Annotated in this window: 11 protein-coding genes; 9 read left to right on the top strand and 2 right to left on the bottom strand. The window is 47.3% G+C overall.

Annotation, left to right across the window (positions count from 1 at the left end; genetic code table 11):
• Positions 1-81 precede the first annotated feature (81 nt).
• Positions 82-1,248, top strand: coding sequence for a DUF4317 domain-containing protein (locus AC0MA3_RS22695; protein ID WP_474657901.1), 1,167 nt, complete (start codon positions 82-84; stop codon positions 1,246-1,248).
• A 56-nt stretch (positions 1,249-1,304) separates the two neighbouring features.
• On the opposite strand, the gene AC0MA3_RS22690 is transcribed toward AC0MA3_RS22695, so the two are convergent.
• Positions 1,305-1,700, bottom strand: coding sequence for a hypothetical protein (locus AC0MA3_RS22690; protein WP_474657900.1), 396 nt, complete (start codon positions 1,698-1,700; stop codon positions 1,305-1,307).
• A gap of 195 nt (positions 1,701-1,895) precedes the next feature.
• Here AC0MA3_RS22690 and AC0MA3_RS22685 point away from each other — a divergent pair, with 195 nt between their 5' ends.
• Positions 1,896-2,537, top strand: coding sequence for a hypothetical protein (locus AC0MA3_RS22685; RefSeq protein WP_474657899.1), 642 nt, complete (start codon positions 1,896-1,898; stop codon positions 2,535-2,537).
• On the opposite strand, the gene AC0MA3_RS22680 is transcribed toward AC0MA3_RS22685, so the two are convergent.
• Complete coding sequence (locus AC0MA3_RS22680; RefSeq protein ID WP_474657898.1) at positions 2,521-3,462, bottom strand: helix-turn-helix domain-containing protein; 942 nt, start codon at positions 3,460-3,462, stop codon at positions 2,521-2,523. The genes AC0MA3_RS22685 and AC0MA3_RS22680 overlap by 17 nt on opposite strands.
• A gap of 408 nt (positions 3,463-3,870) precedes the next feature.
• On the opposite strand from AC0MA3_RS22680, the gene AC0MA3_RS22675 reads away from it, so the two are divergent.
• From AC0MA3_RS22675 to AC0MA3_RS22645, 7 genes are all read left to right on the top strand, one after another.
• A complete protein-coding gene (locus AC0MA3_RS22675) occupies positions 3,871-4,890 on the top strand; it encodes a glycoside hydrolase family 88/105 protein (protein ID WP_474657897.1) in 1,020 nt (339 codons plus the stop codon).
• Positions 4,891-4,902: 12 nt separating this feature from the next.
• A complete protein-coding gene (gnpA, locus tag AC0MA3_RS22670) occupies positions 4,903-7,068 on the top strand; it encodes a 1,3-beta-galactosyl-N-acetylhexosamine phosphorylase (protein WP_474657896.1) in 2,166 nt (721 codons plus the stop codon).
• Positions 7,069-7,180: 112 nt separating this feature from the next.
• Positions 7,181-9,277, top strand: coding sequence for a CAP and S-layer homology domain-containing protein (locus AC0MA3_RS22665; RefSeq protein ID WP_474657895.1), 2,097 nt, complete (start codon positions 7,181-7,183; stop codon positions 9,275-9,277).
• 105 nt (positions 9,278-9,382) lie between these two features.
• A complete protein-coding gene (gene yaaA, locus AC0MA3_RS22660) occupies positions 9,383-10,141 on the top strand; it encodes a peroxide stress protein YaaA (RefSeq protein ID WP_474657894.1) in 759 nt (252 codons plus the stop codon).
• Between the two features lie 202 nt (positions 10,142-10,343).
• Entirely contained in the window at positions 10,344-13,709 is a 3,366-nt protein-coding gene (locus AC0MA3_RS22655; RefSeq protein ID WP_474657893.1) for a HEAT repeat domain-containing protein, read from the top strand.
• A gap of 420 nt (positions 13,710-14,129) precedes the next feature.
• Positions 14,130-14,732, top strand: a complete 603-nt coding sequence (locus AC0MA3_RS22650) for a glycoside hydrolase family 11 protein (protein WP_474657943.1) — start codon at positions 14,130-14,132, stop codon at positions 14,730-14,732.
• A gap of 85 nt (positions 14,733-14,817) precedes the next feature.
• Positions 14,818-15,672, top strand: a complete 855-nt coding sequence (locus AC0MA3_RS22645) for a formylglycine-generating enzyme family protein (protein ID WP_474657892.1) — start codon at positions 14,818-14,820, stop codon at positions 15,670-15,672.
• The last annotated feature ends 49 nt before the right edge of the window (positions 15,673-15,721 follow it).

Genomic DNA, 15,721 nt, shown 5'->3' with positions numbered 1-15,721 from the left:
GCTGTAAAATGTAACAAATTCCGCCCCGATCCTTTATACTGGATAAAGTCAGAACACATCTAAGGAGTTGCCAAATCAATTATGAATAAAAAAGAAGTAGCACACATACGCAAACAGTTCAAGCTGGATCATGATTTGCTGAATCTCTACGATATTCTTAACGTGTATATTATGAAGGAGACTAACGAGATTTATCACTGGGAGCGGTTGCCGTTTGGCCTTGTGGACAGAGAGAAGCAGGAACTCTATATGGGCAATTTCAAAAAACTGCTGACCGGCGATCTGGACCATAAGCTGTTCGAGTTGAAGTTTCAGGAGGATGCGGAGGATCCGGCGCGGGTAATGCTTCACCAAGGCTTGGTGACAGGGGATCCTGAAGAATGGCAGGACCTGATGATGCTGCTAGTGGATAAAATGCTGGCGGATGCCAAGTATGAAAAGGATATGGTGATCACTTTCGTACGTGGTCAGTATTACCGCCCGACTAAGGCCAGAAATGAAGAAACCGAAGAGAGTGAGAAGAATGAGATGTTCGCGCATCCGTTCATTCTGTGCAGCGTAAACTCTACGGAACAGCAACGCAAAAACCTCATGTTCGATTATGTGGAGCGGGAGTTTAAATACAATATCATCGTAGATCCCATTGTGAAGCTTAGTACGCCGGAGCAAGGGTTCTTTTATCCGAGTGTGACGGACAATTATTCCGATGTGAACCGCATTCTGTATTGTACGGGAAAATCGAATTATCCAGATCCGCAGTTCATCGAGCAAGTCTTGACTGCTGAGAGGTCCATAACGGCTTTGGAAGAGAGATCTTACTTCGAGGACATCGTGAAGGAAGTGGCGGGCGAACAGCTTGATACGACTACCCTCGCCCAGGTGTATGAGCATATCCAGCAGGTCATTGAATCCGATGAAGGGGAGGAAGAACCTCCTAAGCTGGATTACAAGGATGTGGAACGGGTCCTGGCAGCAAGCGGCGTAGAAGACGTGACGGCTGAAAAGGTGGAGCGGGCGTTCGAGACGGTCATTGACGATAAGTATTATGAAATGAAGGCAAGTAGTGTTATTCCAAAATTCACTACCAAATCAATCAAGATCGAGACCAAGGTAGCTACCATTTCTGTTAGCCCGCAGGATCTACGGTATGTGAAGCAGGTGAATCATCAAGGGAAACGTTGTATCATGATCGAGGTTGACGAGGATGTTGTGATCGAAGGCTTTACACTGAGTACGGAGACGTTATAGTTCAGGATGAATCTGGTGTAGCCGTCCCTTAAGGGACGGCTTTTTGCATTGTGGGATTAATTAAAAGTGATGGTGTAGGATACAGAAGGGTATGGCGTAGTGGACCCGGGAACTCGTTCTACTACAGTGACCAGTGTTCCGGGTTCGTAGTAGCCAGATCCGCCGTTGTAACTGGTGCTGTTGACGATGGCTGTTCCCAGGTCGATCGATGTATTGTTATAGCTCCAGTAGTAGTGCAGGCGAAGTGTATTTGCAACGGACGTCGTGATTTTTATGCTTGTGCCGGATGTTTTGGCGTTGGGAAGAATGTAGGCGTAGCCCTGACCTTCGGTGAGTGTGTTGGAATAGGTACCCCCATAGCTTACAATGCTAGGATTCGCTGATGCACTCAGGCCAAACAATAGAGATAGGCCCATCATCATGATGAATACTATACTGCTACGTTTTTTCATAGATTGCTCATCCTCTCAAAATGTAATTTATGATAGCGTTTACATGTATGTCATCTACAATATATACCATTTTATTACAGGTGTAAATAGCAGAGTAAATGGTAGGATGATCTTGTGGATTACGTTAGCAAAGCTGCTTTTGGATTCATAGATATGGTTCATTGGATTAAAAGATAAGGAGTGTGATAAGACCTTATGAAATCAAAAATGAGTGTGATTAAATTTGGCGGCATTTCATTGATCCTTGCGGGTGTTCTCTTTTTTGCCCAGTATCTATTTGTTCTTCCGATGCCGGGTCCGCCGCTCCCGGATACAGAGCTGATGACCTGGCTGCAGGAATGGCGGTTCAATCTATCCATGGCAGACGAATTGATGTTTTTTGCGACAATATGTTTGATACCTTCTATTGTGGGATTGTACCAGGTATTAGTGAAGGTGGATACGATCCAAACGATGCTGGGATGTGGCCTGCTCGCTGTCGTTATCCCCATTAATCTGGTGTTGGTCATTGTTCTGGGACGGTTGGTCTATCCAGTGTATAATATTGAACTTTCACCTGATATCTACAAGCTGGTAATCAGTGAATATTATGGAGGGGTACACTTAGTAGCGCTCCTATTCAGCATAGCCACCATAATCCTGTGTCTCGCAATAAGAAAAAGTGTGATGGGTAAACCGGCAGCGTATATTGGATTAGTGGCAGGCCTACTAGACTTGATCGGCGCTTTTCCCTGGTTGATTGGAACTGCTATGGTATTGGTTACACAGTTGTTCTTCTCAGCCTGGTTTGTCATTCTCGGTGTAAGACTCTACAAGCACGTCAGACCCACCCTGTAAACTCAAGTATGGACGCTTTCGCCGACTGTGCCTCGGATTGTGCGCCTTTACGCCATTCTTTGGGCGACGTGCCCATCAGTCTGGAGAAGCAGCGGTTGAAGCTGGAGATGGAGTGGAAGCCGACTTGTTCGGAGATTGAGAGGATGGAATTCTCTGAGCTTTTGAGCTGCTTGCAGGCCTCCTCGATGCGGGTGCTGCTCAGGAAATCAAGCGGTGCCGTGCCCATGATCTCATGGAACTTTCTGCGGAAATGCGTGGTGCTTAAGTGGCACAGATCCGCCAGGAAGTCAATGGTAACAGGGGTCATGTAGTTGGTAGTGATATACTCTAGTGCCGGGGAAATGACAAAATCGCCTTTCAGGCTATGCACGGTGTCTTGTTCAGCAAGCGTGTCATTCGTGGAATGAATTCGAAGCAGTTCTATATACAGCGATAGCAACAAACCGTAGGCACTTTCCTTGTAGTAGGGAGGCTGTTGCTTCAATTCCTCTACGACCGATGTGGCAAGGGCATACACCTTGGGATAGTGCTCCTTATTCAGGATACAATTCATTCCCTTAACTGCCCATAGATTCGGCTCGAAATTGCTGTAAGCGCTTGTAAATGAATGCTGGAACAGGTCTTCTGGTGAGAAAAAGAGATAGGACCACAGACTGGCTGTACCCGGCGAGCTGTATGTTGTATGGGGGAGATACCTTGGGAGGAAGGTTACATCACCGGCTTTAAAAGGGACTGCTTCTCCTTGGATCTCCATGATACCGCCATCGGAATAGCAAATGCCAATCTCCAGATGGTTATGAAAATGCAGATGCTCAGATTTGATATCGGAAATCCTCCAGCGGTCTCCGCTTAACAGCAGGACAGGAAACTGGATTGGCAGGCTGTAGTGGCGGTACTCGATGACGGGTTTCTTTTTTCTGGGCATATTCGGGTGCTCCTTCGGTAGGTAAACTTCTACTATATAGATTGAACTTAAAAGCTTGAGATAAGGAAAAGGAGTGGCGGAGGAGAAGTTTGGAACTGGAGGAGCGGTAGCGACCGCCTTTGTCTGCAGATTTCACCCGTTATAAACGGTATACAATCAAGAAATCTGCAGACAACAGCGGCCGGAGGTCCAAATATTCTCTGTAGTGGCGACTGACCTGTACTCGAAAACCTTAAGTTCGATCTATGTAACACTCCACAATAAATGGTCGAAACTGCGCAGTTTTGTTATGAATATGCTTAGATACAGATAATTTTACTGCTTACAATAGAGTCTGTAAAGCGCTTGCATAACATGGACGGATATTAAGCGCCTTAGCGGCGTGCGCGACAAGAGAGGGGTAATTGAATGCTTCAAGTAGCGTATGACAGGGAAGAGATCTTAAGCGTCATCGACAAAGTGACCCGAAAGACATTGGCCATGGATTTAACGTGGGACTGGCCTTGCGGGGTGGCTTATTATGGGGTGTCGAGAGCCTATCAGACCACAGGGAATAAGGAGTATCTGAACATGCTGATCCAGTGGGCGGATGAATATATGGAGCTGGGTCTGCCGGACTGGACGGTGAACACTTGTGCCATGGGCCATATGCTGATTACCTTGTATGAAGAGACGGGCAACCAGAAATATTGGGATATTGTGATGAGTAAGGTGGATTATCTCCAGAATCATGCGCTGAGGTTCGGAGACAACGTGCTGCAGCATACGGTATCCATATCGAATGACTTTCCGGAGCAGGCTTGGGCGGATACGCTGTTTATGGCGGCATTTTTCCTGCTGCGGGTGGGAAGCAGACTGGAGGACCAGGCCATGATCCAGGATGCCCTGAATCAATATTACTGGCACATCAAATACCTGCAAAACCCCAGCACCGGGTTCTGGTACCATGGCTACAATCATGTGAAGCAGGACCACATGTCCGGATTGTACTGGGGCAGAGCGAATGCTTGGGGTGCCTATACCATGTCTCAGGTCAAACCTTTGCTCAATGACTGGTATTTGTATCCGCAGTGTATGGACGTAGAGTGTTCGCTACGGGATCAACTGGCTGCGCTGAAGCTGGTACAGACGGAGAACGGCTTGTGGCGGACGGTACTGGATGACGAGGAATCCTATGAAGAAGTATCTGCATCCTGCGGGATTGCGGCGGCTATGGTGGGTAACGGCAATCCGCTGCATACCAAATATGTGCAGAAGGCGCTGAAAGGTATCTTGAGCAATATCAGCGAAGATGGACGCGTGCTGGAGGTGTCGGGCGGTACAGCGGTTATGAAGGATCGGGAAGGATACCGTAATATCCCTAAGGATTGGATCCAGGGCTGGGGACAAGGTCTGGCGCTCGCTTTTCTGTCCGATATGCTTAAATAGGAGGGATTAAGGTTGTCCAGACAGACCACAGGAGCCTTTACTTTGCCGGGAGAATCCGGTTATGAGGCGCTGACCCTGGAACTCGCTGAACGGTGGGGTGCCGATGTCATCCGTGACAGTGACGGCACGAAGTTGTCTGATGAGATTATCAACGCGGGATATGGTATCTACTCTACAATCTGTATCATTCGAGATCATAATGAGTGGGCATCGCACAATACGGATAAGCTGCAGCAGTGTTTTTTAATCACGAACCCGAAGGTAGCTGTGCAGGATTATATATCCATCTATCTGATGGAGGATTTTTTTGCTGAACAATTCAGAGTGAATGATTCCAAAGAGGCGCTTAAGTATTGGCAGGTGGTTGACCGGACAACCGGGGAGGAAGTCCCCCGCGAACAGTGGAATTATGAACGGGAATCGGGAAATGTAGTTCTTACCGGCATTGCGCCTTGGCATAAATACACGGTCAGCTTCATGGCCTACCGGATCTGGGAAGAGATCTCCATGTACAATCACACCACGAATAACTGGGACAAAGAGCATTTGATGCAGATTGATCCCATGTATGCAGACACGCAAAAATATCTGCTGGACTGGATGGAGGACTGGTGTCTGCAGCATAAGGAAACAACGGTTGTCCGGTTCACTTCGCTTTTCTATAATTTTGCCTGGATCTGGGGCAGCAGTGAGCGCAACCGCCATCTGTTCTCGGACTGGGGTTCTTATGACTTCACGGTGAGTGCAAGAGGGCTGGATCTGTTTGCGCAGAAATATGGCTATTCGCTGACGGCTGAGGATTTCGTGAATGGCGGCAAATACCGGGTCAGTCATATCCCGGCGGAGCAGTGCAAGCTCGACTATATGGCCTTTATTAATGATTTTGTCATTGGATTTGGTAAGCAATTGATTGACATTGTGCATAAGCATGACAAGCTGGCGTATGTCTTCTATGATGACAGTTGGGTGGGTGTGGAGCCTTACAATGACTGGTTTCAGGAGTTCGGCTTCGACGGAATGATTAAATGTGTGTTCTCTGGTTATGAGGCCAGGTTGTGTTCAGGGGTCAAAGTGGATACGCACGAGATCCGACTGCATCCGTATCTTTTTCCGGTGGGCCTGGGCGGAGCTCCTACCTTTATGGAGGGGGGCAACCCCACGCTGGATGCCAAAAAATACTGGATCAACATCCGGCGCGCCCTCTTGCGCGAACCGATTGACCGGATTGGCCTGGGCGGATATCTGCATCTGGTGGAGCCTTACCCGGATTTCTGCGATTACATCGAGAAGATTGCGGGTGAGTTCAGAGAGATCAAGGAGCTGCATCAACAGGGTAAGCCTTATCATATTAAGACGAAGGTAGCTATTCTGCACGCTTGGGGGAAGGTGAGATCGTGGACCTTGTCTGGTCACTTCCACGAGACATATATGCATGACTTGATTCATGTTAATGAGGCTTTATCCGGATTGCCGGTTGAAGTGCAGTTCATTGATTTCGAGGATATCCGTCAGGGTGTTCTGCAGAGTGTTGATGTGGTGATCAATGCCGGCTCTGCCGGATCAGCCTGGAGCGGCGGCGACTACTGGAAAGACAGCAAGTGTGTGGACATTCTGACCCAGTGGGTGCATGAGGGAGGTACTTTTATCGGTATTAACCAGCCTTCGGCAGTCAACGGATACGACAGCTTGTTCAGAATGGCACATGTGCTTGGACTGGATGAGGATACTGGCTCCAGGGTGGCCCATGGAAAGTGGTCTTATGAAGTGAAGGCTGAACAGGGATTAGTACCTGAAGGGGCCAGCATAACGCCCAAGGAGAATATTTATCTTACTGACGGGTCAGCCACGGTGATGAATGAAACGGATGGCAAGATAACCCTTTCTACGAATACCTTTGGTAAAGGCAAAGGAATCTACCTTCCTTCTTTCGAATTCAGCTGGGAAAATACCCGGTTGCTGCTGAATCTGATCCGCTATTCCGGCAATGAGTCACAGGAGACGAAGTATATTACGGATAACGTATATACCGAGTGCGCTTATTATCCTGAGAGTAAAATGCTCGTTGTAATTAACAACAGCGACCAGCTGCAAAGGACTACGGTCGATACGGAGTATGGAGAACAGACTGTAGAATTAGCTCCGTTTGATACTGTGATCAGAAGGATAGGCGATCAGTAAAATCGCTGCGAATATAGTAAAGAGGGGCCTTCGCCCCTCTTTTTTTATGTGTATTAAAGGGAAAATATTGAAAAATGTCGAATGATTAACTTCAGAAAAAAGGGGGATAAACATGTTATTTGTCAGAAAAAAACGAAAACAGGCGGTTAGCGGCCATCGTGTGCGCAACTTGCCTTATACGCTTCTCTTCGTATTGCTAATGGGTGTTGTAAGTACAGGGTTATTCAGTGTAACGGGAACTGTGGCCGCAGCAGATGCAGCCAGTGAGAGAGCCGGGTATACCTCGGATCAGCTGGAGGGCCTGCAATTCCTCAACGAGGTGAGAGCCCAAGTGGGGGTTCCTCCCGTTCAACTGAATGCAGCGATTACTAAGGCGGCAATCTCACATGCTGAATTTTACAATGCCAATCTGGCTGATCTTCCAGGCCTTAGCGCCCACAGCGAAGTAGAGGGAAAACCCGGCTATACGGGTCAATCGGCATTGGAACGGATGAAGGCGGCTGGCTGGGTGTCGGGTTCAAGAGGTTATGCATACGGTGAGGTTATGCACTTTCAGCAAAAAAGCAGTACAGCAGCCATTCAAGGGTGGCTTGATACCGCGTATCACCGTGCTATCGTACTGAGCCCACGCTATACAGAGATAGGAATTGGACTGGTTAACGGAACTGCCGTATTGGATGCCGGAGGCCCTGGAGGGGTACAGCCTGTAGATGGGGGCATCTCCGTGTACCCGTATGATCAGCAGACCAACGTACCTGTCGGGTTCTATGGAGGCGAAATACCGGATCCGCTTAAACAATTTGATATCAAGTACTCGGGATATATTATATCTGCAGCTACAGATAAGGATATGATCTCGCATCATACGGTAATTACCGATGAGAAAGGAACGGAGGTTCCTTATTATGAAGAATTTAAAGGCCATGATACTCTTTTTCTATTTCCCAAGTCGGTATTAAAAGGGTATCACAAGTACACCGTATCCCTGGAATATCAAGTCGAAGGTTCTTTGGATACCCAGTCGAAAGTATGGTCGTTCACCACCGGGAAAGGGCATGTACTGACAGAACTGGTTCCAACCTATAAGGAAATCGTGATGAATGAAGGCGGGCAAGTCCAGCTTCAAACGGAAGGCAATTATGATGATGGAACAACGGATGTGCTGCTTAGCGATGAGGTGAAGTATTCCATTAACAAGATTAATGGTCTCCGTGTATCTTCTGACGGAACTATGGCGGGTGTCAAATCAGGGGATTACATCATCACAGCATCCTTAGGTGCCCTATCCTCACAACTGAAAGTGAAAGTATATCCACAATTAAAATCAAAGGTCTACCCTGCTGCCGACGCAGGCAAACTGACGGATATTGCGGGGAACAAGGCTTACCCGGCCATTGAATGGGCACTGAAGGCAGGCATCATGACCGAAGCTGGAAAGGGACTCTTTAAACCTGAGGCAGCCGTAAGCGAAGCTGAATTCTGGACCCTGCTCTTAAAAGCATACAATGTTAATATTGAAGCTTACCAGCCAGTAAAAGTTAAGCATTGGGCAGATGCCGCTTATATTATTGCCAAAGACCGGAATTTCCCGCTTGATGGTTTATCCAAATTGCCTGCAAGGGACAGTCGAATTACCCGGCTAAAGATCGCTGAGATTATAGCTGCAGCAGATGGATTGAATTTCAAAAATAGCGATGCTGTGAAGTTCGTGCTTGGGAAGGATTATGTGAGGGGTGTTACCGAGCTGTCTTTGTCAGGGTATCAAGGAGATAAGGGAATTACCCGTGCGGAGGCTGCTCAAATCCTTCAGTATTTGCGGCCCAAGCTTACTGAATTACGGGGACGGCCAACTAGTGAAACACCAAATTCAACTTTGCCAGAGCTTCCCCTAAAGGTAGTGTACATAAAGCCGGATACGTTCACCAATCGAACCCTCTTTGCAGACTTCCGTGCAGATCATACACTTACAGTTGAAGGGAAATTTACCCAATTTGCGGGTCAGAGCCTCAAAGTACGTGTGCAAACAGGGGGAAAGAATCCTAAACAGATTGAAGACGTGACGGTAACCTTAGACAGTGGTGGACAGTTCAAAGTAGATGCGGGTCCCTACGATCAAGCTTCTCTGAATCTGTATTTTGAAACTCCCGGAGTTAGTTACTATTTAAACGTGCAGTATAACACCATGAACGAGAACCAATATTCAAGTTAATCAAGTTGTGAAAAGCTGAAGTCTGCGGCTCTGCCGCGCCTGGGTAAAATATGATACGATAAAGTTGTATGTATTTTCCCCGCGGGGACAAGAAAAGGGAGCAGCATGAGAATCATTATATCGCCGGCCAAGAAGATGAAGACAGACACGGATTTCCTGGATTGCCGCCAGTTGCCGCAATTCGTAAGCGAGTCGGAGACTCTTCTGGCCTTACTACAACAGTTGAACTATGAAGAAGCCAAATCTCTGTGGAAATGCAATGATGCCATCGCCACGCTGAATGTGGAGCGGATTCGGGATATGGATGTAACCCAGAATCTGACGCCTGCTATCTTTTCCTATGAGGGTATTCAATATCAGTATATGGCACCCGGGGTGATGCAAATGGAGGAACTCGAGTATCTTCAGCAGCATTTGCGGATATTGTCCGGGTTCTATGGGATCGTCCGGCCATTTGATGGAGTTGTGCCGTACAGGCTGGAGATGCAGGCCAAGCTGGGCGGGCCGGGGTTCGGCTCTCTCTATGAGTTCTGGAACAGAAGACTCGCGGATCAGCTTTTTGCGGAGAGTGACTGTATTGTGAATTTGGCCTCTAAGGAATATAGCAAGTGCATCACCCCGTATATGGATGGGAACATTCGAATGGTTAGTGTTGTATTCGGACAGGAAGTGGGCGGTAAGGTGGTTGAGCGAGCGACCCTGGTCAAGATGGCCAGAGGTGAAATGGTACGCTTCATGGCTGAGCGGCACATTACCTCCGTGGAAGATATTAAAGGGTTCGCCGGGTTTGACTTCCGCTTTGCAGACGAGCTGTCAGATGAGAGCACCTATGTGTTTATCCAACAACGCGGGATGAAAGAATAAAATAGTAGAGTAAGCATTACAATACGGGTAATCCTAAAAGCTGTTGAATAAACGGTTTCGGGGTTACCCGTATTTTTTCTCATTTCTACAATTTCCTTAGTTTCGAGTCCCATATCATCCCTCCAAATCTATAAACTTCTTTTGATCATAACACATGTTATACTAGGAAATGGAAATAAGGACAGATGAAAGTGGGGAACTTATGATTTTCAAAAGAGATCCATTGAATAAAAAAAGTCTGCTTAAAGAATTGGATGTACTAGGATATTCAGACAGAGTGAGAAAAGTAGCCATTCTAGGTCGTGATCATAAAGGCTCCACTGAGTACTCCCAATTGCTGTCTTCATTACTGGAGGATGGTGTGTATGAAGCACGTCTTGCCTTAATCGGTGCGGATGTCACTCAAGATGCTAATGTTGTCTGGTCCGCCCTTCGGCATCCTATGGCAAGTGTCAGAAATACAGCTGCGGGGCTTTTGGCCAAAGTCGCTTCAGATCAGGATATTGAACGTGAACTTCCTAATCTGTCCTATGATTGCCGCCGGAAGCTGTTGCGCAGTGTTGCTTATATGGATCGTCAAGAGTTGGCAGAGCGATTGTTGCCTCTTGTGTATGCCGGGTGGGGCGCGGAGGAGGCATCCATTTTACTGCCGGCCTGCTATAAGGAAACGGTTAGTAAATGGCTTGCGGATATTGGATATGTCATTCATAACTGGCGTAAATTGGCTAGCCGTCATCTGGACGTGGTAGCGGAGTATTTCAGAACTGCATTGGAAAGCGCGCCCCCGAGGGAAAAGGGGTACATCTGGTGGAGATTTTCATCGGCTATCGAAAGGTTAGCCCAGTATAAGGCGGATCTGCTTTTAGAATGTGCTTTGATTCATGGACCCATGGGCACAATCTCTCCTGTGCTAAAAAAACAACTGGGCGTTTTGGTTCGCCTTCATCCTGATGCAGTGTATAGTCTTCTTACAAGTAACGAATCGCGCAGCGCTCTGCTTGCTTATGGCGTACCTGAAGGTGTTCTTAACAGAAGAAATTATCTGTCCCTAGATCAGTGGATTGCATTGGCTAGATTACTTGCGGATAACCCCGTGCATATAGCAAAACTGCTTCAATACATGGCTCCTTCCAACCGTAAAGCGATTTTTGAGTCCGTCTATGATGAGGATCGGCGCCAAGAGCGTATTTTTCCTGAAGTATTACTGCATCAGCTGCCGCATACCTTACGTGACCAGGAAGCCGCCCGGATGCTGGGCCTTCGTGAAATCTATGAGGACCGGGACCGGATGATTCGGATTACGGCTTGCCGTTCTATTCGTCACTCAAGAGAGAAGCTGGAGCAAGCAACACGTGTATCGAATGCAGACGAACGCGCAACGGCGCTTATGCAGCTGATCCGGAGTACGGTTCTGTCCAGACAGGGTATGAATGAGACTTTGGTGTTCCTCAGCCGGATCAAAAATGATCAGGATCCTGTTCGCGGCGCAGTGTTTAAGGAGCTTGCGGATAGTCCCGCGTCTGTGTTCACGGATGCCCATGTGCAAGAACTTACTGGGCTTGTTGATAGTGTGATGGATGCCAGAGATACTTCACACGGTACAATGTTTTGCGTGCAACAATTGGCATTTTCTATTTTGCGGCATAATGCGTTATATCCTCATGGGGAGCTGTTCAAGTTCTCTTTAGATACGATCCGGAAGCTGGGCAAGCAGAATGGTCAGCTGTCCCTTCCATCATTGGAGAAGAATCTCCCCCGGGGGATTGAAGAGAGTATCTTCGACGCCATTTATCCATTAGCTGTACAGGCCAGCCGAAGAGAGGACTACAATCTGGTGATTAGCCTGGCTAACGCATTCGGACAAAGAGGTTACGGCATCACCAAACTTCAAAATCTGTTAAAGGAAGCAATACAGGCGACAACAGATTCTATTGCCATACGAGCGGCCAGACATTGGCTTGCCCCCCATACAACACGTGATGCAAGAGTCACAGAATTACTGGCGTTGGACAAATCGTTCATTACCGTATATGAAGTGTTCCTGCATCTGCACCGGCAGCGTCAAGAGTGGCTGGATCCTTATATTTCGGGGGCTGTGATTAAGGGCAGGTTTTTATCGGGCAAAACGATTTATCTTCTGCCGGCTACGGACGGTTTTAACAGGTGGCTGCCAAGGCAGCAACAATCTTTTAATTCCTTATTAGAAAGAATAGCATTGGATGCCAAGCGCAGTCTGGCTGAGCGTTCAGCCATAATTAAGGTCATGGCCAGAATGCCTGATCTTTCCCCGGATAAGATCATAGGGCTTGTACAGGATAAGGAAGTAACAGTAGCAGAAGCTGCACTTCATGCACTTTCATTGATCGAAGAACCGGAAAAGGCACTTCCTGTTCTGCTGGAGAATCTGGATGGAGACCAGGCCCGTGTTGCCATGTACTCGATCCCCCGATGCATCCGCAGAGTGAATCCGGTGTTACTGGCTTCAATGCTGCAAGAGCTGTTAAAGCGGGACAAGCTGAAAATCACGGTCAGAAAAGAGGCCATTCGGTTACTGGGAGCCTATAGAAGCAGTGACAGCCTTCCGTTATTAATGAGCGAGTTCGGGAAAACAAACGTACACAAGGACGTAATTATTGCCATAGGGCATGCAGCGAGACAGCTTTTAGATGATGAGCGTGGATGGACGATTTTAGGGGCGATGGCTTCTTCCTCTGAAAGTGACATTGTGAGAAGTCTGTTGACTGAGCAGCCTAATGATCTCCCGCTAGACTATAGACCGCGCTATTTAGCCTTAATCATCGAAATTGCGGGTCATCCGGATGCGTTTGTTGGCAGATATGCTTTCAGTTGTATGATGCAGTGGACTAGTGGAAATGAGGCCGTCATTGCAGCCGCCACAGCTCAGGCGATTACGGATCTGGAAGACAGCACCCGGTGGGAATTTGCCATGAACACACTGGTAGAGACATGTCGCGATGGTAAGGTTAATGAGGTGGTAATGGGTGTGTTTAAGGATTTGGCCAGTGCTGTAATCCGTGAGGATTGGAATGCCAATGCCAAGAGAGATTTGCCTCACCGGCAGCGGCTTCTGAAATTTGCAGACCAACTGACATCATTGCCAATGTATACACGTAGTCGCCTGATTCCTTTGTATTTGGGGATTATTGAGGTTCTGGCATCAGAAGAGACGTTACAGCAAGTGGTGATGAATTTGTATATAGCAGCTATAGAGTGGAATGACGTGGAAGAATCCGTTAATTATCTGAATTGTATAGCGGTTGAACTATCGAAACAGCCCTATCTTTTGGGTGAGGTCTATAAGCGGGTTGCGCACAACTTAAGAGAGAGCAGAGGGCATTGGAGTCCAGAAATTCTTTTAGAAATTGTAGATGTATTAGGGTCAAAAGAATCTTACACATCCCAGTTTATTGGACTTTCTTTGCTTGAGGCTGCTGGAGTTGCTTCATTGTGGAGTCCGGAGTGTGCAGAGCGTTTGAGGTTATATAGGAATCATACGAATATTGCGGTTCGGTCCCATGCGCTTAACATTTGGACAGCGGAGGATTAGTGCGGTGGCAGCCACCGGCTGCCAATATAAGTTCAAGAGTTCAGTGCTAACAAGGGTTGTTAATGCGTATCCGTCCCTGTAAAGGGGCGGTTTTTTGTGTTGTGGGACCATCTATCTTGGAAGACTTTCCAAAAATTAGTGAAAAAAATAGGGGGTAAATCTTGAATTTGGTAATTTGAAATGTATGCGCTTACTTTCTATAATTTACTATATGTAGGACATGCTTGTCTTACATATAATAGATCATTTTTTTGCTGGGGATGGGGCTACAGTCAGAAGTTCATGGAACATGGACTTCCAAACGAAGGGGAGTGATGGATTAAAACAATAATGAAGCAGGTTGAGGTACCTGATTACAATTCAGAATATATGGGAGGTAATGTCATGTTTAAGTTTAACAAGAAAATCATCACGTTAGTTATGGCCGTTTCAGTGAGTTGTACAGGCCTGTTTGCTGCAACCGCAAGTGCAGCGACGGATTACTGGCAGAATTGGACCGATGGCGGTGGAACCGTAAATGCTGTGAATGGATCTGGCGGGAACTACAGTGTGAACTGGTCCAATACCGGTAATTTCGTTGTCGGTAAGGGCTGGACTACAGGGTCTCCTAACCGGACCATTAACTACAATGCCGGGGTCTGGGCGCCTAGCGGTAATGGATATTTGACTCTCTATGGATGGACAAGAAACTCACTTATAGAATATTACGTCGTTGATAGTTGGGGCACATATAGACCAACTGGTGCCTATAAAGGCACTGTGAACAGTGATGGAGGTACTTATGACATCTATACGACTCAGCGATACAATGCCCCTTCCATTGACGGCACACAGACATTTACCCAGTTCTGGAGCGTAAGACAGTCTAAGCGGGCTACAGGCAGCAACTCCGCTATTACTTTTAGCAATCACGTGAATGCATGGAAGAGTAAAGGAATGAATCTGGGCAGCAGCTGGGCTTACCAGGTATTGGCGACAGAGGGATACCAAAGCAGCGGGAGCTCTAACGTAACGGTGTGGTAACCGTCTTATAAACTATGGATATGAAGTCCTGCCGGTCTCACGGCCGGCAGGATTTATTTTAAAGAAGAGTGAAAGGGCTGAATCCATGAGAAAGCTGTCCAGTATCCTTTTAATGACGATTATGATGGTTCTCAGTGCTTGTTCGCAAGAAAAGCCTGACAGCTCGCAGGAAAAGCCGGATAACTTTGTATTGGTTCAAGGCGGGGCTTTTACGAACACTAAGTCCAGCTATTTCGGGAAAAGTGTAACCCTAACCGACTTTTATGCCGGGAAATATGAGGTAACCCAAAAAGAGTGGGCGGAGATCATGGGCCGTAATCCATCAGTTTTCAGAAGCGACAATTCTCCAGTAGAAATGGTGAGCTGGTATGACGCTGTTGAGTACTGTAATAAAAGGAGCATAAAAGAGGGGCTAAAACCCTATTACAATATAGATAAGAAAACAATAGATCCGAATAATAGAAGTGATAACGATGTGGTCAAATGGACAGTAACGATCAATGCCGGAGCGAATGGTTACCGGTTGCCGACGGAGATGGAGTGGGAATATGCCGCAAGTGGAGGTCAACTGAGCAAGAGTTACATATACAGCGGCAGCAATAATGCAGATGAGGTGGCATGGTATTGGAAGAACGCCGGAGATCAATACTTATCTGGAGACTGGAATTGGCCTGTGATCGAAAATAACCATAATCAGACTAAAGCTGTCGGTAACAAGAAACCCAACGAGTTGGGACTTTATGATATGTCGGGCAATGTAAGGGAATGGTGCTGGAACTGGTATGGGGACTCAAATAGTAATAGCGGCGGCTCTTTCCGGGTTCTAAAAGGGGGCGGTTGGATGGGCGATGTCAGCAGCAGCGAGTTGACTTATCAGGGCAAGTTCGAGGCTAATGGCGTAGGCCCGGATCAAGGGTTTCGCGTATTCCGCAGTGAGTGAAGGGGGATCAAGGCGGGATAAGAACCACCTTGATTCTGTACCTTTGGAT

This window comes from Paenibacillus sp. LS-5, from assembly GCF_056121505.1.
The sequence above is the reverse complement of the archived record's forward strand: the minus strand, read 5'-3'. Positions and strand labels throughout refer to the sequence as shown.